Source organism: Thalassovita taeanensis (genome assembly GCF_900110775.1).
GTDB lineage: Bacteria > Pseudomonadota > Alphaproteobacteria > Rhodobacterales > Rhodobacteraceae > Litorimicrobium > Litorimicrobium taeanense.
On record NZ_FOEP01000002.1, the window covers coordinates 80,453 to 102,749 of the forward strand.

The 22,297-nt window shown below is 62.1% G+C and carries 23 protein-coding genes; 5 read left to right on the forward strand and 18 right to left on the reverse strand.

Annotation, left to right across the window (positions count from 1 at the left end; translation table 11 throughout):
* Nucleotides 1-43: 43 nt before the first annotated feature.
* The 13 genes from ftsH to ruvC form a co-directional block, all read right to left on the reverse strand.
* Nucleotides 44-1,960: an ATP-dependent zinc metalloprotease FtsH gene (ftsH, locus tag BSF79_RS02825; RefSeq protein WP_090268090.1), complete on the reverse strand. Its 1,917-nt coding sequence runs from the start codon at nucleotides 1,958-1,960 to the stop codon at nucleotides 44-46.
* Nucleotides 1,961-2,047: 87 nt separating this feature from the next.
* On the reverse strand, nucleotides 2,048-3,292 hold the full coding sequence (gene tilS, locus BSF79_RS02830) for a tRNA lysidine(34) synthetase TilS (protein ID WP_245776299.1): 1,245 nt from the start codon (nucleotides 3,290-3,292) through the stop codon (nucleotides 2,048-2,050).
* Nucleotides 3,289-4,104: a tol-pal system protein YbgF gene (gene ybgF, locus BSF79_RS02835; protein ID WP_090268093.1), complete on the reverse strand. Its 816-nt coding sequence runs from the start codon at nucleotides 4,102-4,104 to the stop codon at nucleotides 3,289-3,291. Before ybgF ends, tilS begins: the two co-directional genes overlap by 4 nt.
* A gap of 13 nt (nucleotides 4,105-4,117) precedes the next feature.
* The gene (gene pal / locus BSF79_RS02840; protein ID WP_090268095.1) at nucleotides 4,118-4,630 is read right to left on the reverse strand and encodes a peptidoglycan-associated lipoprotein Pal; all 513 of its coding nucleotides are present in this window, start codon (nucleotides 4,628-4,630) and stop codon (nucleotides 4,118-4,120) included.
* 116 nt (nucleotides 4,631-4,746) lie between these two features.
* Entirely contained in the window at nucleotides 4,747-6,069 is a 1,323-nt protein-coding gene (tolB, locus tag BSF79_RS02845; protein ID WP_090268096.1) for a Tol-Pal system beta propeller repeat protein TolB, read from the reverse strand.
* Nucleotides 6,066-7,190 (reverse strand): energy transducer TonB, encoded by a 1,125-nt coding sequence (locus BSF79_RS02850; RefSeq protein ID WP_090268098.1) that lies wholly within the window; start codon nucleotides 7,188-7,190, stop codon nucleotides 6,066-6,068. Before BSF79_RS02850 ends, tolB begins: the two co-directional genes overlap by 4 nt.
* A gap of 7 nt (nucleotides 7,191-7,197) precedes the next feature.
* On the reverse strand, nucleotides 7,198-7,674 hold the full coding sequence (gene tolR, locus BSF79_RS02855) for a protein TolR (protein WP_090268100.1): 477 nt from the start codon (nucleotides 7,672-7,674) through the stop codon (nucleotides 7,198-7,200).
* A 3-nt stretch (nucleotides 7,675-7,677) separates the two neighbouring features.
* Nucleotides 7,678-8,373 (reverse strand): protein TolQ, encoded by a 696-nt coding sequence (gene tolQ / locus BSF79_RS02860; protein WP_090268102.1) that lies wholly within the window; start codon nucleotides 8,371-8,373, stop codon nucleotides 7,678-7,680.
* A gap of 119 nt (nucleotides 8,374-8,492) precedes the next feature.
* The gene (ybgC, locus tag BSF79_RS02865; protein WP_090268105.1) at nucleotides 8,493-8,879 is read right to left on the reverse strand and encodes a tol-pal system-associated acyl-CoA thioesterase; all 387 of its coding nucleotides are present in this window, start codon (nucleotides 8,877-8,879) and stop codon (nucleotides 8,493-8,495) included.
* Nucleotides 8,880-8,969: 90 nt separating this feature from the next.
* Nucleotides 8,970-9,596: a hypothetical protein gene (locus BSF79_RS02870; protein ID WP_090268690.1), complete on the reverse strand. Its 627-nt coding sequence runs from the start codon at nucleotides 9,594-9,596 to the stop codon at nucleotides 8,970-8,972.
* Nucleotides 9,597-9,662: 66 nt separating this feature from the next.
* Entirely contained in the window at nucleotides 9,663-10,682 is a 1,020-nt protein-coding gene (ruvB, locus tag BSF79_RS02875; protein ID WP_090268107.1) for a Holliday junction branch migration DNA helicase RuvB, read from the reverse strand.
* A 3-nt stretch (nucleotides 10,683-10,685) separates the two neighbouring features.
* A complete protein-coding gene (gene ruvA / locus BSF79_RS02880; RefSeq protein ID WP_090268109.1) occupies nucleotides 10,686-11,360 on the reverse strand; it encodes a Holliday junction branch migration protein RuvA in 675 nt (224 codons plus the stop codon).
* Nucleotides 11,357-11,863, reverse strand: coding sequence for a crossover junction endodeoxyribonuclease RuvC (gene ruvC / locus BSF79_RS02885; protein WP_090268111.1), 507 nt, complete (start codon nucleotides 11,861-11,863; stop codon nucleotides 11,357-11,359). The genes ruvA and ruvC overlap by 4 nt, the downstream gene beginning before the upstream one ends.
* Before the next feature lie 321 nt (nucleotides 11,864-12,184).
* Between ruvC and BSF79_RS02890 the strand changes: the two genes are divergently transcribed.
* Nucleotides 12,185-12,394 carry a DUF1127 domain-containing protein gene (locus tag BSF79_RS02890; protein WP_090268691.1) on the forward strand — a complete coding sequence of 70 codons (210 nt, stop codon included), beginning with the start codon at nucleotides 12,185-12,187 and terminating at the stop codon, nucleotides 12,392-12,394.
* Between the two features lie 80 nt (nucleotides 12,395-12,474).
* Here the strand turns inward: BSF79_RS02890 and BSF79_RS02895 are convergent, their stop codons facing one another.
* The 4 genes from BSF79_RS02895 to BSF79_RS02910 form a co-directional block, all read right to left on the reverse strand.
* A complete protein-coding gene (locus BSF79_RS02895) occupies nucleotides 12,475-12,819 on the reverse strand; it encodes a hypothetical protein (RefSeq protein ID WP_090268113.1) in 345 nt (114 codons plus the stop codon).
* A gap of 112 nt (nucleotides 12,820-12,931) precedes the next feature.
* Entirely contained in the window at nucleotides 12,932-13,798 is an 867-nt protein-coding gene (locus BSF79_RS02900; RefSeq protein WP_090268115.1) for a 50S ribosomal protein L11 methyltransferase, read from the reverse strand.
* Nucleotides 13,799-13,849: 51 nt separating this feature from the next.
* Complete coding sequence (locus BSF79_RS02905; protein WP_090268117.1) at nucleotides 13,850-15,217, reverse strand: MATE family efflux transporter; 1,368 nt, start codon at nucleotides 15,215-15,217, stop codon at nucleotides 13,850-13,852.
* 17 nt (nucleotides 15,218-15,234) lie between these two features.
* Nucleotides 15,235-16,467 (reverse strand): MFS transporter, encoded by a 1,233-nt coding sequence (locus BSF79_RS02910; protein WP_090268692.1) that lies wholly within the window; start codon nucleotides 16,465-16,467, stop codon nucleotides 15,235-15,237.
* Nucleotides 16,468-16,579: 112 nt separating this feature from the next.
* Between BSF79_RS02910 and BSF79_RS02915 the strand changes: the two genes are divergently transcribed.
* Nucleotides 16,580-17,641, forward strand: a complete 1,062-nt coding sequence (locus BSF79_RS02915; protein ID WP_090268120.1) for a YeeE/YedE family protein — start codon at nucleotides 16,580-16,582, stop codon at nucleotides 17,639-17,641.
* 38 nt (nucleotides 17,642-17,679) lie between these two features.
* On the opposite strand, the gene BSF79_RS02920 is transcribed toward BSF79_RS02915, so the two are convergent.
* Nucleotides 17,680-19,926 (reverse strand): primosomal protein N', encoded by a 2,247-nt coding sequence (locus BSF79_RS02920; RefSeq protein ID WP_090268693.1) that lies wholly within the window; start codon nucleotides 19,924-19,926, stop codon nucleotides 17,680-17,682.
* 36 nt (nucleotides 19,927-19,962) lie between these two features.
* Here BSF79_RS02920 and fsa point away from each other — a divergent pair, with 36 nt between their 5' ends.
* From fsa to BSF79_RS02935, 3 genes are read left to right on the forward strand one after another with little or no spacing between them, the layout of a single operon-like run.
* On the forward strand, nucleotides 19,963-20,616 hold the full coding sequence (gene fsa, locus BSF79_RS02925) for a fructose-6-phosphate aldolase (protein ID WP_090268122.1): 654 nt from the start codon (nucleotides 19,963-19,965) through the stop codon (nucleotides 20,614-20,616).
* A gap of 34 nt (nucleotides 20,617-20,650) precedes the next feature.
* Complete coding sequence (locus BSF79_RS02930; protein WP_090268125.1) at nucleotides 20,651-21,358, forward strand: DUF484 family protein; 708 nt, start codon at nucleotides 20,651-20,653, stop codon at nucleotides 21,356-21,358.
* The gene (locus BSF79_RS02935; protein ID WP_090268127.1) at nucleotides 21,355-22,278 is read left to right on the forward strand and encodes a tyrosine recombinase XerC; all 924 of its coding nucleotides are present in this window, start codon (nucleotides 21,355-21,357) and stop codon (nucleotides 22,276-22,278) included. The genes BSF79_RS02930 and BSF79_RS02935 overlap by 4 nt, the downstream gene beginning before the upstream one ends.
* Nucleotides 22,279-22,297: the final 19 nt, after the last annotated feature.

The window sequence follows — 22,297 nt, forward strand, 5'->3', positions numbered from 1 at the left end:
TGATAGGTCCCGGGGCTCCAGTCTTGTCCAACCATACCCGTCATTACGACAGTTCTGGCTCCATCCCGCCGTCGGCTTTCGGCTTGGCTTTGGGTTTAGTCTTGGGAATGGCTGTGACCGAAGCGGCCGCACCTTGATCCGGCGTATCATCCTCACCAGCACCTGGCTGTGGCGGCTCGCCGCGGATCACGCGCTCGATCTCTTCGCCGGTCAGGGTCTCGTATTCCAACAATCCCTGCGCCAGACGGTCCCATTCATCGTGACGGTCGTTGAGGATTTTAACCGCCTTGACATAGCCATCCTGAATGAAACGCCGCACCTCTTCTTCGATCATCTCTTTGGTATGAGCCGAGACCGAAAAACCGCCCGTATTGCCGGAATATCCCTCATGCGCCTCGGCATAGTCGATATTGCCAACCTTGTCCGACATGCCCCAGCGCAGCACCATGGCCCGCGCCAACGAGGAGGCCTGCTGAATATCGCCCGCCGGGCCGTTACTGACTTCATCCTCGCCATATTTGAGGATCTCTGCGGCCTTGCCGGCCATGGTCATCGCCAGCTTTTGCTCGCATTCAGACTTGTGCCAGTTCAGCCGATCAATCTCGGGCAGCGACACAACCATGCCCAAAGCACCACCGCGTGGAATGATGGTCGCCTTATAAACCGGGTCGCATTTCGGTAGGCTCAGACCAACGATGGCGTGCCCCGCCTCGTGATAGGCAGTTTTTTCCTTCTGATCCGCCGTCAACACCATCGAGCGACGCTCGGCCCCCATCATTACCTTGTCCTTGGCGTTCTCGAAGTCTTCCATGGTGACAAAGCGGCGGCCAACACGAGCGGCCATCAGCGCGGCCTCGTTCACAAGGTTCATCAGGTCGGCACCCGAGAAGCCCGGCGTGCCGCGCGCAATGATACGCATGTCCACATCGGGACCAAGCGGGGTCTTGCGCGCATGAACGCCCAAAATCTTCTCGCGGCCTTTGATGTCAGGGTTCGGCACCGTGACCTGACGGTCAAACCGGCCTGGACGCAGCAGCGCCGGGTCCAGAACATCGCGACGGTTGGTCGCCGCCAGAATGATCACGCCCTCGTTCGCCTCGAACCCGTCCATTTCGACCAGAAGCTGGTTCAGGGTCTGTTCGCGCTCGTCGTTACCGCCACCGTATCCGGCGCCACGGGCGCGGCCCACGGCGTCGATTTCGTCAATGAACACGATGCAGGGTGCGTTTTTCTTGGCCTGCTCAAACATGTCGCGGACACGGCTGGCACCAACGCCCACAAACATTTCCACGAAGTCCGAACCGGAGATGGTAAAGAAGGGCACGCCTGCCTCACCCGCGATTGCGCGCGCCAGCAGCGTTTTACCGGTGCCCGGAGGGCCCACCAGCAACGCGCCTTTAGGGATTTTACCGCCCAAGCGGCTGAATTTCTGCGGGTTGCGCAGGAATTCAACGATCTCTTCAAGCTCTTCCTTGGCCTCGTCAATGCCCGCCACGTCATCAAAGGTCACGCGGCCCTGCTTTTCGGTCAGCAATTTGGCCTTGGATTTACCAAAACCCATGGCCCCGCCTTTGCCGCCGCCCTGCATCCGGTTCATGAAATAGATCCACACCCCGATCAGCAGCAGGAAAGGTAGAAGCGACAGTATGAAGGTTTGAAAACCGGATTGCTCCTGGCTTTCGGCCGATACCGGCACACCCTCAGTGATCAGCATTTGCGTAACTTCGGCATCTTCCGGCTTGATGGTCACATAGTCCCGGCCATCGGTGCCACGGAATCGCACTTTCTCGCCATCGAGCGTCACTTTGCTGACTTTCTCGTCCTGTACCGACTTCACAAAGTCGGAATAACTGATGGTCTGGCTTTGCAGCGTGCTGCCTGTTCCGCTGAACAGGTTGAACAAAGCCAGGATCAACAGGAACAGAACGACCCAAAAGGCGATATTTCTTGCGTTGCCCAAGGAAATTCTCCCAAATCTTCGGTTTGGACCTGCGCCTATCACAGGCCCCACCGATCTTAAATAGAGATCATGCACCTATCTTCAATGCTATGAAAGCCCCGAGAGGAAATCTTCGTGCTCTGGGGCCAATTCCGCGCGCCATCCCGCCGACACCCCGGCCAAAGGCGCAGCGACCAGCCCCTGATCGGACCAGACCGCAGGCCCCGCCGCCACCGCCGCCGCAGGTCGGCCACATGCGCGCCAATCGGGGCAGTGCGCCAGCCCCTCGTGCCCCAGCGCAGCAATCCATTGCCCCGGCTGCGCCGGGCCGGTCAGGCGCCACCGACCATCCCACAGACCATCAGGAGCAGACCGCACCTTGGCCACGGCATTCAGTTCGCGAAAGAAATGCAGGCCGCCCTTACGGATCACCATGCGGCAGCCTTGCAACACCGCAGGCGTGCCACTCGCCGCAGCCTCGATCATGCCAACCACGGCGCGGCCACGCGGCGCATACTCCGCCCCCGCCAACCAGTTCAGGACATGGACCAGCAAACGACGGGCCAATTCCCGCGGCAGGGTCAGGAAAGCTTTGCGGTCGATGATGACATCCCCCGCCCGTACCTGCACATTTTGACGAGAAAACCCCAAAACGGCCCAGTTCAGCGCCTCTTGGGCTTGACGCATATTCCCGGCCACCAAGGCCAGAGACGAGGCATTCACCCCCAGATCGCCAAGGTTCTCCAGCGCTCTGCGAGCCTTGATCCGATCGAACCGTACATCCGTATTTGAAGGGTCTTCGACCCATTCAACCCCACGACTCCGCAATGCGTCACGCAGTGCCTCGCGACGCAACGACAAGAGCGGGCGCAGGAACTCAACCGGGCCGACCCGGCGTTTTACGGCCATGCCCGACAGGCCATCCACACCCGCGCCGCGCGCCAGTCGCATGAGCATTGTTTCAGCCTGATCATCCGCCGTATGCCCAAGCGCGACCTGCGGAATTCCATGTTCTTTGGCCCACGCGCCGATCAGGCCATAGCGCGCGCGTCGCGCCTGATCCTGCAAGTTGCCACTGCCATCCCACCCCTGCCAAAGCAGCGTGTCATGACACACCCCAAGTGCATGAGCGTGCAGCGCCACAGCGCGCGCTTCATCGCGCGCCTCAGGACGCAGGCCGTGATCGACGGTGACAACATGTAGCTCCACCCCGGCATCACCAGCCCAGTCGGCCAACAGGTACAGCAACGCCAGAGAATCCCCGCCCCCCGAAACGGCGACCCCCAACGGCCCCGCGACCCCGTCCAGAGCCTGCGACAGGCTTGCATGCAAATCTACGTTTTCGCGTGTCACGAACAGCTCAAACGCGCCCGTTCGGCCTCGGCCTGTTCAACGACAGCAGAGGCAGGAAAGCGCGCGCCCACTTCGCCCAAGGTCACGCAGGCCTCGCTGGTCTGGCCCAGACCACCCAAGGCCCGCCCAAGGCGGAACAGTGCATCAGGGGCGTGTTCGCCCTTCGGGTCGCTGCTAAACGCCTCGAGATACGCGCGGGCCGAACCGGTTTGGTCGTCCAACTGCGCCAGAGCCTCGCCACGTTTGAGATGCGCCAGCGCCGTCAGTGGCCCGCCCGGATAGGTCTCGCCAAAGGTCGCAAAGAGGTCTGCGGCGGCGCGAAAGTCACCCGAGGCGAGCACCCCCTCTGCCCGCTCGAAATCAGCCTTTTCACCCACCGCCATCTCGGTCTCGGCATTCGGGACGATTGGCGCTGCAGGCGCGGGTGCCGCTGTGCCGCCGCCCAGCGTTGTGGTCTGGCCCAGCTTCGACACATCCCCACCTTCCAACTCGACCAGCCGGAACTCCAGATCGCCAATGCGGTTGGTGCCATCTGTCACCACGCGGTTGATGCGGAATTCCAGTTCTTCGGTCTTGCCCGTCAGCCGCTGCAATTCCCGCTCAATCGCGTCGATCCGCACCAAAGCCGACCCACCCTGAGACAAGCCGCCAGATGCGCCGGTCGTGCTTAGCTCGCGCTTGAGCCGCTGCACCTCGACATAGAGCACGGACATTTCCTGCCGGACATCGGCCAGCGTCTCGGCCCGGTCCTGCGCCCTCCCCGTCAGGGGAAGCGCCAGAAGGCCGATACATGTGACAAAAATCCAGCGCATGGCGACCTCCGGCTTAACCTGACAGACCGGACGAAATAATCGTCACGGCACGGCGGTTTTTGGCATAACACGCCTCTTCACTGCAAATCTCGATCGGGCGCTCTTTGCCATAGCTTACGACCCTCAGCCGCCCGCCGGGTACCCCGCGCGAAATCAGATATTCCTGCACCGCATTTGCGCGACGCGCGCCAAGCGCAAGGTTGTATTCGCGTGTGCCCTGCTCGTCAGCATGTCCTTCGATGATCGCAGTATAATCCGAATTGGTCTGAAGCCAGCCTGCCTGACCATCCAGCACCACACGCGCCTCAGGGCTGAGGCTGGACTGATCCACTGCAAACAAAACCCGGTCGCCCACGGCCTGCTGGAAATACAGCGGCGAAGTCGGGTCGCTGACTGATCCTGCCGCTCCTGCCCCGGTGCCGCCGCCGTTCAGAACGACATCGTCGCTACCGAAGCGGTCCGGGTTGGTACAGGCCGAAAGGGCCAGAATGGATGTCAGGATTACTGCCCGTGTCAGATATGTCATGTAACGTGCCCCGCTCGTGTTCATGTTCTTTGCTTCATTTCTATCATATCGTTTCCATCGTGGAAACGCATAGCCTTGCAGCAAGGCGGCACATTGCCCGCCCCGCCTGTTTCTGTTTAGTTCTGAAGCGGTGACCAAGCCGGATCAGACGCCCCGCCCTCGGTCCGCACCCGCTTAAGATTGCGCCCGGAAATATCCACCGAATACAGGCTCGATTGCCCGCCCGCCCCCTGCGTTTCGCGGGTGAACATGATTACACGACCGTTGGGTGACCAAGTCGGCCCCTCGTCCAGGAACGAGGCGGTCAGCAACCGTTCCTCTGACCCGTCAGCGCGCATCACGCCAATGTGGAACCGACCTTTGTTTTGCTTGGTAAAGGCAATCAGATCGCCGCGAGGAGACCAAACCGGCGTGCCGTATCGCCCCTGCCCGAAACTGATCCGCTGCGGTTCGCCTCCGGTCGCGCTCATCACGTACAACTGCTGCGTGCCGCTGCGATCGCTTTCGAACACGACCCTGTTGCCATCCGGGTTGAAGCTGGGGGCCGTTTCAATCGAGGGTGCGCTGGTCAGCCGCTGCGACTGCCCCGTGGTGATGTCCATGCGGTAAATATCAGTGTTGCCGCCTTCGGTCAGGGAATACACCACCGTGCGGCCATCCGGGCCAAAGCGCGGCGCAAAGCTCATCGTGCCTGCCTGACTTTCCAAGACCCGGCGGCCAACGCTTGCCACGTCCAGAACGTAAATCTTCGGGAACCCGGTTTCATAGCTGGTATAAAGAATGCGATCGCCGGTCGGCGAGAACCGCGGCGCCAGAACGATCGAGGAACTGTCAGTCAGGAACTGCACATTCGCGCCATCATAATCCATGATCGCAAGCCGCTTGCGGCGTTTATCCTTGGGGCCGGTTTCCGAAACGAACACAACCCGGCTGTCGAAATACCCGCCCTCGCCGGTGATCCGGCTGTAAACGGCATCGGCCACCTTGTGCGCCATCCGGCGCCAGCCCTCTTGCGTGCCCGCAAATTGCAGACCGGTGCCCAGCTCTTGCCCGGCGAAGACGTCGTAGACCCGGAACTTGATCACCAAACGCCCGCCTGCCTGTACGCTGACCGCACCGGTGATCAGCGCCTGTGCGTTGATCGCCTTCCAGTCGGCAAACTGTACCGGGCTGGAAAAGCTGGTGATCTGGCTGATGAAGGCCCCGCTGGGGATCTCGCGGAACAACCCGGTGCCGCTCAGGTCCTCGGCCACCACGCGCGCGATATCGGCGGCGGTTTTTGCGGCTGCACTGCTTTCGGGCACAAAGTTGGGCACCGCAAACGGCAAGGGTTCGATCACGCCTTCGGTGATCTCGATCCGAAGCGGACCAGCGTGCGCCGCCACGGGAAGGGTCAGGGCGACGCAGGCCGCCAGGAGGGTCAGAAAGCGTGTCATCATTTGATCCTCATTTTCTCCGGATTGAATGTCATTTCAATGTCACGCCATTGCGTATACTTATCTTTCGGCAGCGAAAATCCGCTGGCACCACAGCGGATGATGGCGCGCCGGGCAGCCTCGAACGCCTGTCGTGTGGCTTCGGTTGTCCCGCCCGAGGCGCTGACCATGCGGACCGAGCCGCCCACCGGGTGGCCATCTTCGGACAGGCTGACGGCGACCACAACCGTGGTGCGCAAGGCGTCCGAGCTAAGCGAGCCCACGTTCCAACAGTTCTGTACCGCAACGCGCAGCGCGTCTTTTTCACCCGAGGTCAGAGGCGGGCCAGATGGCGCCGCAGCGGGCTCTGACGCGGCTCCGGCCAGCGCTTCGGCCAGCGCATCCTTGACCGCATCGCGGCGCGTGGTCGTATCTGCGTCGGGTTTAGGCTTGGCCGTCGTCTTGGTTTCGGGCTTGGCTTCGGCCGCAGGCTCTGACCGCGCCGGGCGCGTCTTGGGGCGAATTGATGTGGCTGGCGCGGCCGGCTCTTCTGTGGCCTCGGTCACGATCTCGGTCGTGGCTTCCTCAGGCGCCGTCGCTTGCTGTTCTTCACGCGGCGTTTCGGCTGGCGCCTCGGTCACGGCTTCTTCGCGCTTGACCTCATCCACTTTTACATCTGGCTCGGGTGCCGCGACTGGTTGAGGCGCCACACGCGGTGCGGGGCGCGGACGCGGGCGATCTGAAACAGCCGGCGCCAACACCGCAGTTTCGGGCGGTGGCGGGGCCAGAACCGGCGGCTGATCTGTCACTTCGGCGGGCGGCGGCGCGAGCTGACTGACATCAGGGCGAGGATCGGGTGGCGGCGGAGCCTCGGCGGCCTCGGGCTGCGGACGGTCCGGCTCGGCCTGCGGCGCGGGTGGCGCGGGCTGATCCTGCGGCACCTCGGGTGCGGGCGGCACCGACACATCTGTCGCGGTTTCGGGCGGGCGCTCGGCAGCCAGCATGGTTTCGAACTCCTCGGTCGATATGACCGATACCTCGGTCACTTCAAACGGCTCTGGTGCGGGTGCAAAGGCGCCGCCCAGCAGCAACCAGCCAATCAGACCAATGTGACCTGCGCCCGAGATATACTGCCCGGTGTTCATCGCCGCCTCAGTTACCCGTCGCGTTCAGCGCAGGCCCGCCCGTATCCGTCACCAGCCCGATATTGCTGAACCCTGCACGATTGAGCGCGCCCATGACCTGTACGACCTGTTCATAGGGCACCGCCCCATCGGCGCGCAGGAACACCCGGTCGCCCTCGCGTTCGGTCGCGATGGCGCGCAACCGGTTGATCAGTTCGTCGCGTGGCACTTCGGTGGTCTGGATCATCACAACACCTTCGGCGGTTATGGTCACAGCCAAAGGCTCTTCGTGTTCGCCCGGCAAAGCATTGGCGGCGGTTTTCGGCAGCTCAACCGGGACGCCCACTGTCATCAGCGGGGCCGCGACCATGAAAATAATCAAAAGCACCAACATCACATCGACAAAGGGCGTGACGTTGATTTCCGCCATTGGCCGCGCGCCACCACGACGGCTACGCCGCCTGCGGCCACCGCCTCCGTCTTTTTGCATGACACCAGCGCCCATGGCTCAGCTGTCCAACTGGCGGCTGAGGATGGTCGCAAACTCGTCGGCGAAGCTTTCGTAGCCCGCAACGATCCTGTCGCTATCAGAGCTCAGCTTGTTATAGAAAATAACCGCCGGGATGGCCGCCAACAGGCCCAGCCCAGTCGCCAGCAGCGCCTCGGCAATGCCCGGCGCCACAACGGCAAGGTTGGTGTTCTGCTGCTCAGCAATGTTGATGAAGGCGTGCATGATGCCCCAGACCGTGCCGAACAAGCCCACGAAGGGCGCGGTTGATCCAACGGTGGCCAGCACGGGCAAGCCGCCTTGCAGCACCTCTGCCTCTTTAGCAATGGCCACATCCATCGACCGGTCGATCCGTGCGGCCGCGCCCGCGATTAACCCGCCATCGGTGCGGTGACTGCGCCGCCATTCGATCATGCCTGCCGCGAATATCTTTTCCGACTGGCCGCTTGGCTCTGCCCCGGTCTGCTCGAACAGCTCGTCCAGCGGCTCGCCCGACCAGAAGGCGCGGTCAAACGCCGCCGCCTGACGCCGAGCCTTGCGATAGAGAATGCTTTTCTGAATGATGATCGACCATGACCAGAACGAGGCGACGATCAGCAGGATCATCACGAGTTTCACGGTCAGGGTTGCGCGCGCAAAAAGCGCCCACATGGAGAAATCAATCTCCTGCGCCAGTGCGAGGGTCTCTGTTTCCATATGCCTGCTCTACTCTCACGGCCTCGGTTTTTGTATTGGGCCTTTATTACAAACCAAAATAGCTGAACGCGAAGGGGAAAGCCAACACAACTGTGTCATTTCCCCCTTTGCGGCAAAGATTAATGCAGCATCAGGCGGATATTTGCCGGAAGCCGCGCCGGATGGCCCGTTTCGGTAATCACCACCACGGTGACGATGGCATGAAACAGGGTCTCGTCGCCGCACTTGACCGTCTGATCCATCACCAGCCGCGCCCCGGTCACCTGCGTCACCACGGTCTCGACCATCAGTTCGTCGTCCAACCTGGCGGGGTGCAGATAATCCGCCTCGACCCGGCGCACGGCGAAGACATACCCGTCCTCCTTCATCTGCTTCTGGTCGATGCCAAGCCCGCGCACCCAGTCGCTGCGCGCCCGCTCGATATACCGCAGGTAATTGGCGTAATAGACGATCCCGGCCATATCGGTATCTTCATAGTAGACGCGGATCGGCAAACGGTGTGTCATGGCAGGCCTCTTTGGCTGTGTTAGCCGCACCCTAGGCCAGAGCCCGCCCAGCCCGCAACCGCCCATGCGCCCCGACAGGCAACGTGCCGCTTACCCAGCGATCTGCGCAATCCGTGCGAAGAGACGCAGCGCGTGGCTCGGGTCCGAATTGGCGCCCGGCAGAATCGGATCGTAAGCCGCCCGGATCACATCCGCGATCTCGGGATGCAGGATCACACGCTCGCCCACGCGCGCCAAGGGTGAACGGTTCTGGAATGCCGTGTCAGACCACAGCAAGATCACCTGCGCCATCTGCCCCAACGCCAGTGTTTCCGCCGACATGTCGGCCAGTGGGCTGTTCATACGCACAAAGACAAACGCCGCCTTGATCGTGCCGTCTGCGTCAAACCGAAACGCACGGTACTGATCCGCCCCCGTCTGCGTCAGCCGCTCCACCAGCGGGCCAAAGCCCGGGATCAATTGGTCAAGCTTGGGCACATCGGCCAGTTCGGACCAGTCGCGAAAGAAAAACACCATCAGATTGGCGCCCAACTCGGGGTCGGTCTCGGCCATCTTATGTCCGGCCAGAAAGACGACCGCTTCAACCGCGCCCTTCACGACCTCAAGCGTTTTGTCATCGACGCCAAAGACCACCGGCACAATCGGCCTGCCCCAACGGGCAAACACAAAACTGTCGTCGCTGCGGGTAAACAGCGCCTCAATCTGGCTTGGCGTTATCGCTGCGTCTGACACGGCGCAAATCCCTCTCGTTTCATTTTGCCCCACATACGCAAAATTCAGACTTTAGCCAAACAGATCATTCTGCCCCTTCGGCGCGGCCATGCCCAGATGGGTCCAAGCCTTCTGCGCAAGCATCCGCCCGCGCGGAGTTCGCTGGATCAGGCCTTGCTGCAAGAGAAACGGCTCTATCACCTCTTCCAGCGCGTCGCGACTCTCGGACAGCGCAGCACTCAGCGTTTCGATCCCCACCGGGCCACCCATGTAATTCTCGGCGATCAGCGTCAGATACCGTCGGTCGGCGCCATCCAGCCCCAGATGATCCACCCCCAGCCGGGTCAGCGCGTGATCGGCCATCGCCTGTGTCACCCGGCCGTTGCCCTCGACCACGGCGAAATCCACCACCCGGCGCAGCAGGCGACCGGCAATGCGCGGTGTCCCGCGCGAGCGTTTGGCAATCTCGCGTGCGCCATCCGGTTCGGCAGGTGCACCCAGCAAGCGGGCGTTGCGGGTAACGATCTCATGCAGTTCATCCTCGGTATAGAATTGCAACCGTGTCGGAATACCGAACCGGTCGCGCAGCGGGGTGGTCAGCAAGCCCATCCGCGTGGTCGCCCCGACCAGCGTAAAGGGCTGCAATTCGATCCGTACCGTACGCGCGGCGGGGCCTTCGCCGATCACCAGGTCCAGCTCGTAATCTTCCAGCGCCGGATACAGCACTTCTTCGACGGCAGGGTTCAGGCGGTGGATTTCGTCGATGAACAGAACGTCGCGCGCTTCCAGATTGGTCAGGATCGCCGCCAGATCGCCCGCCTTGGCCAGAACCGGCCCCGAGGTCATGCGGAACCCCACCCCCAACTCGCGCGCCATAATCTGCGCCAGCGTCGTCTTACCCAAGCCCGGAGGGCCGTGAAACAGCGTGTGATCCATCGCTTCGCCACGCTGGCGGGCGGATTGGATGAAAACCTTGAGGTTGGCGCGCGCCTCGGCCTGGCCGATGAACTCGTCCAATGCCTGCGGACGCAGAGCGCGGTCATTGTCCTCGGGCAAACGATCAGGGCGCAGGTTGGGGTCGGGCTCGGTCATCGCTTAGCCTTTCGGAGCCAGCAGCTTCAGCGCGGCATGGATCAGGGCGGGCGTTTCGGCATCCGGCTGGTCCGTCGCGGCCTGCGCGACAGCGCCCGCCGCCTCGGACGGGGCATAGCCAAGATTGGACAAGGCGGACAGAGCCTCGGATTGCGCGGTGGCGCTGCTGGGGCGCGCGGGCGCAGGCTTGGACTTTGACACAGGGTCAGGCACTTCGATCACCTCAGCCTCGTCGGTCCCCATGGCGGCGGACAGCGTGGCGCCCATCGCCATAATCCCCGGCGCCTTGTCCTTCAGTTCCAGCACGATCCGCTGCGCCGTTTTCGGCCCGATGCCCTTGGCCGCCTTGACCGCGTTCACATCCCCCAGCGCAATCGCCCGGCTGACGCCCTCGGGCCCCAAGGTGCCCAAAATCGCCAGAGAGGCTTTGGCCCCAATCCCCTGCACCCCCATCAACAGCCGGTGCCACTCTTTTTCCAGCAGGGTCGGGAACCCGAACAATTGCAAAAGGTCCTCGCGCACCAGAAGATCTGTATAGAGCGCCACCGCCTCACCCATTCGCGGCAGGCTAGCCAACGTCCGATCCGAGCAATAGACCAGATAGCCCACGCCGCGCACGTCGATCAGCACATGATCCTCACCGCGATACTCCAGCCGCCCGGAAATCTTGCCAATCATGCACGCACCTTTTTCTCGTACAGGCCCGCCACGCCGGGGGCGCGGGCATAATGGGCGTGACAGATGGCTATGGCCAGCGCATCCGCCGCGTCCGGGCCGTTGATCACAGCCCCGGGCAACTGCATCCTGACCATATGCTCGACCTGCACCTTCGCCGCATGCCCAACGCCAACAACCGTTTTCTTGACCTTGTTGGGGGCGTATTCTCCGATGCTCAGCCCAGCCTGCGCAGGCACCAACAGCGCGATCCCGCGTGCCTGACCCAGCTTCAGCGTCCCGACCGCATCCTTGTTGACGAAAGTCTGCTCAACCGCCGCCGTATCGGGGGCGTACTGACGCAACACCGCACTCAGCTGAGTGTGCAAAGACAACAGACGCATCGCCAGATCGTCGCCCTCGGAGTGGCAAACACCGTTCGCCACATGGGTGAGTCGGCTTCCTTCAGCATCGATCACCCCCCATCCGAGATTGCGCAAACCGGGATCAATCCCCAAAACCCGCATCCCTGCCCCCTGCTCTGTTGCTTTTTTACCCCACTAGCACGAAAGGCGAACAAAGGCCAACGCGAATACATCCGTGCGCCGGAATGGCGCTTTTTGCATATAAATCGCTGCGGCGCAGCAAATTGCGACATTTAGAGTGTGGAAACCGACGCCAGAAGCCGATCCATCGCCCTTTTTTGCAAGGCGATTAGCACCCCGCGGCGCCCATGCACAAACCGCATAGGACTTATGCAATCTACCCCAGTTGTGCGCGCTAATTGGGCGTTTTATGTGCCAGCTATGAACGGTGATCGTTCTACAACCCAAACCGAGGAACCTGATATGGCTGTCTATGACAACACCCGCACCCAGTATCAGGCTGGCGGAGTCGCCAGCCGTATTTCAAATATGCTCGCGTCCGTGATCGGCGCTGCGGCAACGTGGAATGACGCGCGCGTCACCCGCAATGCCCTGTCGCGCCTGTCGGACCGCGAGCTGGAAGATATCGGCCTGTCCCGTGGCGATATTGACTTCGTAGTCGTCAAGCGCTGATACCCAGCCGGGCACAAAACAAACACGACCGCGTCGAAGGTTCGACGCGGTCGTTTTGCTTTAAACAGGTGCAGCGGATGTCAGCGCAAATATGGCCGGATCTGCTGCGCAATGTAGGCTGACACCGGATCGGACTGCATCACCACCGCCCCTAGCTGCTCAACAGCCGGACCATCTTGCAGACCACGCACACGGTCATCATAGATGCCAAAGCCAAGATGCGCCATCAACAGCGCCTTGAACCCCAGAAATCCGAGAGCTAGAAGAAAAAGTCCACGCAATGGCACGCCTCGGCGGACCCTGCGGGGTCGGGTGACGATCAGCCCATCCCGGTCGACAATAGTAACATACCCATGCTTCAGACGGGCACGGCTGCGGTCAATTCGGCGCAACCTTTGATCAAACTCGTTAAACGCGTCGGCCATATCAGCCTCCTGGTCGTGGCCCCCACCGCGACACAAGGAAAAATTACCGTCGAATTGTGGCATTTCTGGGGCAGCTGCCTAAAAGTTGCTGCAATTTCGACGTGAATTCACTTCATTTATTAAGAGTGAGCGTCGTCCATTCACCAATCTCTTCGCGGTGGGTAAGATTGATGCCATTCCGTGCATAAACCGCAATCACATCATCAGCTTGCTCGTTCAGAATGCCCGAGAGAATCGCATAGCCGCCAGCCGAGAGATTCGCCGCCATTGACGGGGCAAGGTCAATCAGCGGGCCTTTGAGGATGTTGGCAAAGACCAGATCGAAGGGGGCAGCAGCGCTCAAATCAGGGTGATCGAACCCCGCCGCCTCAAGGCAGGTGACACGGCCCGCCAGAGCGTTGACGCGCACATTGGCCTCGGCCACCTCGACGGCGACCTCGTCAATATCGCTGGCCAGAACCGGGTTCGGCCAGATGCGTGCCGCCGCCATCGCCAGTACAGCGGTGCCGCAGCCGATATCAGCCACGTTTTGCCCGACAAAGCCCGCATTCGCCAACCGGTCCAGCGCGCGCAAGCAGCCCTGCGTGGTGCCGTGATGCCCAGTGCCAAAGGCCATCGCCGCCTCAATCAGCAGCGCTTCGGCGCCGTCCGGCACTTTGTCAGCGTCATGACTGCCATAGACAAAGAACCGCCCGGCCACGACCGGCGCCAGCTCGCGCTTGACCTTGGCGACCCAATCGGTTTCAGGCAGCTCGGAAATGGCGAAAGGTTTCGCACCAAAGGCCGCCGCCAGAACGGCCAGCCCGGTTTCATCCGGCGCCTCAATGAAATAACCACCGACCTCCCACAGGCCCGAACCATCTTCGATCTCGAAGACGCCAACGCCAGTGGGTTCCGGCTCCAGCCGCTCCATCGCTTCGCCAAGCGCCTCGGCAGGGTCTTTTCCGGTCAGGGTGGTCAGGGCGGTGAATGTGGGCATGGGACTCTCCGGTGTGATCGCCTTAGCGCCTAAGCGTCCTGCCCGTCGGGGTCAAGCGCCCCGGCGTATGGGATGTGCATCCGGGCCGGATTGAATACCCATCCTGGCCTTGACGAACCGCCAGCCGACCCAACCCGCGACACACCCGACCAGCACGTTCGCCACAGCCTGCGCCATCACAACGCCGGACGCCCCGTATAGCGTGCCCAAGCCAAAGGCCAGCGGCGCGATCAGCACCCCGTCGCGGGTCCAGTTTGCCACAGTCGCCCACAGCGGCCTGCCCAGATTGTTGAACGCCGAGTTTGAAACGAACAGCGCCCCGGTAAACACAAACGACCCTGCCGCGTAGTAGGAAAACACATGCACGATATGTGCACCCTCGGGGCTGAGCCCAAAGGCCGCCGCAACATAATCGGCAAAAAGCGCCAGCAGGATCCACGTCACGCCAGTGTACAGCGCGCAGAACTTCAGCGCATCGACATAGGATTTGGCCACGCGCGCATGCAGGCCCGCGCCCGCGTTCTGTCCGATGATACCGCCAATCGCCCCCGATAGGGCAAATATGCCGCCAAAGCTGAGGATCGTCAGGCGCATCACCACGCCCAGCCCGGCCACGGCGCTGTCGCCCTGCTCGGCCATGGCGCGGATCAGCACCCAGTTGCCAAACGGAGTAGAAATTTGCGTGCCAACCGCTGGCAGAGCAATCACCCAGAAGGGTTTCAGGAACAGGCGCAGATCAATCGCCTTCGGACGCGCCAGCATGTCATGCCCACGCACCAGCCACAGAATGCCTGCGATCGCCATCACCGCGCGTGAAATCACGATCACCAACGCAGCCCCTTGCACGCCCCACCCCATCCACAGGATCAACAGCGGGTCCAGCACGACCGCAACCAGCCCCGCCGTCATGGTCACAGCCATCGACCGCCAGGCATCACCGACCGCCCGCAGGATTGCCCCGGCGCACATGCCCGCCGCGATAAGCGGCAGCGATGGCAACGAGATTTCAAGGAAAGATATCGCCACCTCCAGCGCCTCACCCTCGGCACCGGACCAGATCAACAGCGGGCGACGAAATGCAAAGACCAGCAACGCAATGGCCGCCTGCACCCCCACGCCATAGATCATGGCAGAGGTCGCAATACTGCGGGCGCGGTCGGCCTCTCCCATCCCTAGCGCGCGGCTGACCAGAGCGACGGCGCCGATCATCATGCCAATGGCGATGGAGACAACAAAGAACTGAATCGTCCCGGCGAACCCCAGCGCGGTGATCAGCACCTCGTCGTGCAGGCGACTGATCCAGAACAGCGCCAGAAAATCGACCAAAAACATGAAACTCAGGCCAAGCGACCCGGCCATGGTCATCACGGCCACATGGCGCATGGTTGACCCGGTGGTGAACTTTGCAGGTGGGCGCATATGGTATTCCGCTGATGTTATTCCGCAGGGGCCGGAATGAACCGGGTGAAAATCGTCTCATTGCCCGGCTCGGGGTGGCGCGGGATCAGCAGGGCCAGACTTAGGGAAATCCCCGCCATGGCCGCCGCCATCACAAACACCGCGCCGGGCGAGGTCAACCACAGATAGCCCAACGCCGCCGGAAGGAAAACGGCGGCAATATGATTGATGGTAAAAGCCACCGCCGCCGTGGGGGCAATATCCCCCGGATCAGCGATTTTCTGGAAATAGGTCTTGAGCGCCAAAGCCAGCGCAAAAAACATGTGGTCGATCACATACAGCACCGCCGCCAGCATCACGCCCCAACCGAACCAATAGATCCCGCCATAGGCCAAAAACACAGTCACCAGCCCTACATATTCAAAGATCAGCGCCCTACGTTCACCGAACCGCGCCACGACTTTGCCGAACACCGGGGCCAGCACCATGTTGGCCACCAGATTGATAAGATAGAGGCTGGTCACCTCATGCACGTCGAAGCCGAACCTTTCGACCATCATGAAGCCTGCGAAAACCACGAAAATCTGCCGCCGCGCGCCTGCCATGAATTGCAGCGCGTAATACAGCCAGTACCGGCGGCGCAGGATGAACTTTTTCACCTGCGGATTGGGCGCCTCGAATTGCGGATAGGCCAGCAGGCAGAACACCGCGACCACGGCGGTAAACCCGCCCGACAACATATAAACGATATTATAGCTCAGCCCCAGCGTTTCCCAGCTGAGCACGATCAGCAGATACGCCACCAGAGTCGAGGCCGACCCCGCGGCCAACAACCAGCCCAGCATCTGCGGCGCGCGGTCTTTCGGCAGCCACTGCAATTGCAGCGACTGGTTGACCGTCTCGTAATAGTGAAACCCGATCGAGCTGAGCATGGTGATGGTCAAAATACCGCCCAATGAAGGGAACAACGCCGTCATCGCCGTTGCCACCCCCAGCAGCGCCAGCGCCACGACGCCCAGCACCTGCTCGCGCACCACCATGATCAGAGCGATCACACCAATGGCCAGAAAGCCCGGTATCTCGCGCACGGTGTGCAACCAGCCGATATCAGAGCCATCGAACTGCGCCACCTCAATGACAAAATTGTTCAACAGCGCCGACCATGTGGCAAAGGCCACAGGCATGGCTGCTGCCATCAAAAACAGCAGACTGGTGGGGCGGCGCCAAAGCGGAAGGCTCTGCGCCTGTTCAAGGGTAATTGTCGGCTTCATACCCATCCCCTTACGCCCTTTGCCAAAGCTTGGCGAGGGTGTCTGATCTGGATCAAGGTAATCTGAATATGTGAATGTCATACCCCCTTCCAAACCACGAAAAAGGCGCGCCATGGATATTCTGCCCCTTGTCGAGCGGATCGGCGAAAACCCCACCTCGGCTCTGTTTGGCCTGATCACCGGCATCCTGTTCGGCGTGGCGGCGCAGCGTTCGCGCTTTTGCCTGCGCGCGGCCACTGTGGAATTCGCGCGCGGCCAGATGGGGCCTGCGGTTACCGTCTGGTTGCTGACGTTTTCCACCGCCCTGTTCTGGGTGCAACTGTCCGAACAGATGGGTCTGATGCGGGCCGAGGATGCGCGGATGATGGCCGTGCCCGGCACATGGTCAGGCGCGATCATCGGCGGGCTGCTTTTCGGTGTCGGCATGGTTCTGGCGCGCGGCTGTTCGGGGCGGCTTCTGGTACTGGCCTCCACCGGCAACCTGCGGGCGCTGGTGTCCGGGCTGGTGCTGGCCGTCGTCGCGCAGATGAGCCTGCATGGCTGGCTGGCCCCTCTGCGCGACGGGCTGGCAAAGCTGTGGCTGACTGCGGGCGGGCACAACCTGAACCTGTTGGATGCGCTTGGCCTGCCCGACTGGTTTGGTGTGGCGGCGGGTTTCGCCACGGCCCTGTTTGCGCTTGCTGTGGCGCTCAAGAATAAGATGCCCGTGGCGCGGCTTGTCTTTGCGTCTGGCGTCGGGTTCTCGGTCGCCGTGGGCTGGGTTCTGACCTATGCGCTGGCCAATGTCAGTTTTGAGCCGATGGTCATCACCTCGGCCACCTTCACCGGCCCTTCAGCCAATACGCTGATGTTTTTCCTGACCTCTGATCCGGTGCTGGAGTTCGACATCGGGCTGGTGCCGGGGGTATTTCTGGGGGGCTTCGCCGCCTCGGTCCTGCGCGGCGAATTCGAGTTTCAGGGTTTCACCAACGAAAGCTTCATGCGCCGCTCAATGACAGGCGCTGTGCTGATGGGGTTTGGCGGGATGCTGGCAGGGGGCTGTGCGATCGGCAATGGTGTCACCGGCACCTCGATCTTTACCGGAACCAGCTGGCTGGCGCTGCTTTGCATGTGGATCGGCGCGATGCTGACCGATCGTCTGGTTGATCAACGCGGCGCCATGGCCCCGGCCTGACGTCGCATGATCCTGCCCGAACAAGGCGCGCCGCAACGTCAGTAGAAACTTTGCGGATCGATATCCACCGCCAGCCGCATCTGCGGCGACAGCCGGACCTGCGCCACCCAGCGCGACAGTGCCGCCTGCAACGGCGCGCCCTTGTCGGCCGTCACCAGCAGCCGCACCCGGTGCCGCCCGCGAATACGCGCAATCGGCGCCGGAGCCGGGCCAAAAACCTTTGCCCCGATCTGCCGCAATGGCCCGTCACGCCGCGCCAATTCAGTACCAACATCGAACGGCTCCTGCGGGTCGGTCGAAGACAGGATGATCCCCGCCATCCGCCCATAGGGTGGCACCCCCGCATGGCGACGCTCGCCCGCCTCGGCGCGCCAGAACCCATCCTCGTCGCCCGCCAGAATGGCGCGGATCACCGGATGCTCAGGTTGATAACTTTGCAGCAAGGCCTCGCCCTGCCGTTCGGCCCGACCGGCCCGGCCCGCCACCTGCCGCATCAGTTGAAACGTGCGCTCCGCGGCGCGCAGGTCAGAGCCCTGCAGGCCCAGATCGGCATCAATCACCCCCACCAAAGTGAGCTGCGGAAAGTTGTGCCCCTTGGCCACCAGCTGTGTGCCGATGATGATATCCGCCGCCCCGGCGGCAATCGCCTCGATCTCGGCCTTCAGGGCGCGCGCCGAGCCGTACATGTCAGATGACAGCGTCACCACCCGCGCATCGGGGAACAGCGCCACTGCCTCTTCGGTAAGCCGCTCCACCCCCGGACCAACCGGGGCCAGCCGCCCCTCGGCCTCGCATGACGGGCACTTTTCGGGCATTGGTTTGCTTTCGCCGCATTGGTGGCAAACCAGCCGCTTGAGAAACCTGTGCTCGACCATCCGCGCATCGCAATGATCGCAACCAATCTGATGTCCACAGGCCCGACACAGCGTGATCGGCGCATAGCCACGGCGGTTGATGAAAAGCAGCGATTGCTCACCCTTCTCAAGCCGCGCGGTGACCGCCCGTTGCAGGCTGGGCGAAATCCAGCGATCCGACGGCAGGCTTTCGTTGCGCATGTCGATGCATTTCATCACCGGCATGACCGCAACGCCAAAGCGATCGGTCAGGGTCAGCTTGTCGTATTTGCCCGCCTCGGCGTTGGCCCAGCTTTCAAGGCTGGGCGTGGCCGAGGCCAGAACCACTCGCGCGCCGCAGATCGACGCCCGCAGCACGGTCATGTCGCGGGCATTATACAGCACGCCGTCCTCTTGTTTATAAGAGGTGTCGTGTTCCTCATCGACGACAATCAAACCAAGGTTCTGAAACGGCAGGAACAGGGCCGAGCGCGCACCCACCACCAGTTGCGCCCCGCCCTGCCCGACCATTTTCCAGATCCGCCGCCGCTCGGTCATCGTCACGCCCGAGTGCCACTCGGCGGGCCGCGCGCCAAAGCGCGCTTCGACACGTGTCAGGAATTCGGCCGTGAGGGCAATTTCCGGCAGCAAAACCAACGCCTGCCGCCCCTGCGACAAGCATTCTGCCACGGCCTCAAGATACACCTCGGTCTTGCCCGAGCCGGTAACGCCGCGCAGCAATGTGGTGCCATATTGCCCCGTGCGCACCCCGGCACGCAGCGCCTCGGCCCCGGCCTGCTGATCGCCGGTCAGGGTCTTGCCTGAATGATCCGGGTCCAGATGCGGGAACGGCAGATCGCGCGGGCGGTCTTCTTCCAGAACCGCACGCTGCGCGGCCAGTCCCTTGATGACGCTCGTGGAAACGTCTGCCGTCTCGGCCAGCTCTTTCAGGGTGAAAGCCAGCCCGCCATAGTCGTTCAGCGTCTCAATCACGCGGGCGCGGGCGGGCGTCATCCGGTCCGGCGCGACCTGCCCCAACCGAAACACCTTTTTCATCGAGGGCGGATCGCCCAGCCCCGGCGCGCGGGTGGCCAACCGCAACATGGCGCTCATCGGCGTCAGGGTATATTCGGCGGCACGGGTCAGAAACTGCTTCATCTCGTCGCGCATCGGCGCCGCATCCAGCACACGGATCACCGAGCGGATCTTGGCCCGATCATAGTCGCCCTTGCCAGCGCCCCAGACCACCCCCAGCACTTTGCGCGGCCCCAGTGGCACTTCGACAAAGGCCCCCAGATGGCAGCCACCTTCGGGGGCCTTATAGTCCAGTATCCGGTCCAACGGCTGCGCAGTCAGCACGCCCACCAAATCACCATGGTCAAAGAATTGCGGATCGGGCACGTCGGCTCCGTGAAAGGGGTTTCGGGAATGGTTCCTATGGGGTAAAGCCATGATAACCAAAGTCCAACCCATTCAAGGTCCTTTCTGATGAAATTCTTCGTAGACACCGCCGAGGTTGCCGCAATTGCCGAACTGAACGATCTGGGCATGGTGGATGGCGTTACCACCAACCCCTCGCTGATCCTGAAGTCCGGCCGCGATATTCTGGAAGTCACCCGCGAGATCGCCGCCATGGTCGATGGCCCGGTTTCGGCTGAAGTGGTCGCGCTGAAAGCCGACGACATGATTGCCGAAGGCCGCAAGCTGGCCAAGATCGCGGACAATATCGCGGTCAAAGTTCCGCTGACGTGGGACGGGCTGAAGACCTGCAAAGTGCTGTCCGAAGAGGGCACGATGGTCAATGTCACCTTGTGTTTCTCGGCCAATCAGGCGCTGCTGGCGGCCAAGGCTGGCGCGACATTCATCAGCCCCTTCATCGGACGGCTGGACGATATCAACATCGACGGCATGGACCTGATCGAAGATATCCGCACCGTTTACGACAACTACGGTTTCGCGACTGAAATTCTGGCAGCTTCCATCCGCACAGTTAACCATGTGCTGGAATGCGCCCGCATCGGTGCCGACGTGATGACCGCCCCACCATCCGTGATCAAGGCGCTGGCCAGCCATCCCCTGACCGATAAGGGCCTCGAGACCTTCATGAAGGATTGGGAAAAAACCGGCCAGAAAATCCTGTGACCGTGCTATAATTCCGGAAAGTACTGAGGCGAGAATGAGCAGCATGCCCAAAATGGACGACACTTTGCGCGAAAAGATCATCGCGCAGCCGGATGTTATCCTTGACGACCAAGACCTTATGCGCGCCCTGATTGCCGCCAACGAGCGCGCGATGGGTGGGAACATCGTTGATCTGCGCGGCATCGCGATGGAGCGGCTGGAGGCGCGGCTGGACCGGCTGGAGGATACGCATCGCAGTGTGATCGCTGCGGCTTATGAAAATCTGTCCGGAACGAATCAGGTGCATCGCGCGATTTTGCGGATGCTGGACCCGATGGAGTTCGAGGTTTTCCTGCGAGATCTGGGTGGACCAGTGGCCGATATCCTGCGGGTCGATTGCGTGCGTCTGGTGCTGGAGTCGGTGCAGAATGACAATGACCCGGCGATAAAGCGGCTGGGCGCGGTTCTGTCGGTCGCCGAACCGGGCTTTATCGACGATTACCTGACCGCCGGGCGCAATGTGCCGGTGCGGCAGGTCACGCTGCGCCAGATGCAGGAAGGCACCACCGCGATTTATGGCGAACAGGCGGACTGGGTCAGGTCAGAGGCCTGCCTAAAACTGGACTTCGGCGCCGGGCGCCTGCCGGGAATGCTGGTGATGGGCGCAGAAGACCCGCATCAGTTCACGCCACAGCAAGGTACTGATTTGCTGGCGTTTTTCGCAGGCGTTTTCGAAAGGTCGATGCGCCGCTGGCTGTCATGACCTTGATCTCGCCCGCCGCCCGTGATGCGTTGCAAGCCTGGCTGGACGGGCAGAAAGCGCTGAAGGGCGCGGCGGCGAATACGATCACGGCCTACAGCCGCGATGTGGCCGATTTTCTAAGCTTCATGACCACCCACAAAGGCCAGACTCAGGGGCTGGGAGCGCTGGCGCAGATCACTGTGTCGGATATGCGGGCCTGGATGGCCTTCACGCGGGGCGACGATGTCGGGGCGCGATCGCTGGCGCGGAAACTGTCGGCGGTGAAAAGCTTCTATCGCTGGCTGGCCGAGCGGGAAGGGTTTGAACCCACCGCCGTTCTGTCGACCAGATCGCCGAAATTCCAACGCAAACTGCCGCGCCCTTTGGCCGAAGATGCCGCGCGAGAGATCATCGACACGGTCGAGATTCAGACCAGTACCGGCTGGGTTGCCGCGCGGGATATGGCCGTAATTACAATGCTTTACGGCTGTGGACTGCGAATTTCCGAGGCGCTGGGGCTGACCGGGCGCGCGCTGCCGCTGGCGGAGGTACTGCGCATTCGTGGCAAGGGTGGCAAGGAGCGCATCGTGCCGGTGATCGCCCCCGCGCGCGAGGCCGTGGCGCGCTATGTGCAGCTGTGCCCGCATCCGATGGAGCCCGATCAGCCAGTATTTCGCGGGGTGCGCGGTGGGGCGCTGAACCCGCGGGTGATCCAGAAGGCGATGGAGCAGGCGCGAATGCAGCTGGGCCTGCCCGCCACGGCCACTCCGCACGCGATGCGCCACAGCTTTGCCACCCATCTGCTGAATGCCGGGGGGGATCTGCGAGCGATCCAGGAATTGCTTGGGCATGCCTCGTTGTCGACGACGCAGGCGTATACTGCGGTGGACTTGGGCCGGTTGATGGAAGTATACGAAAAGACCCATCCCAAGGCGGGATGACCGGCGCGGAAAGGTCACT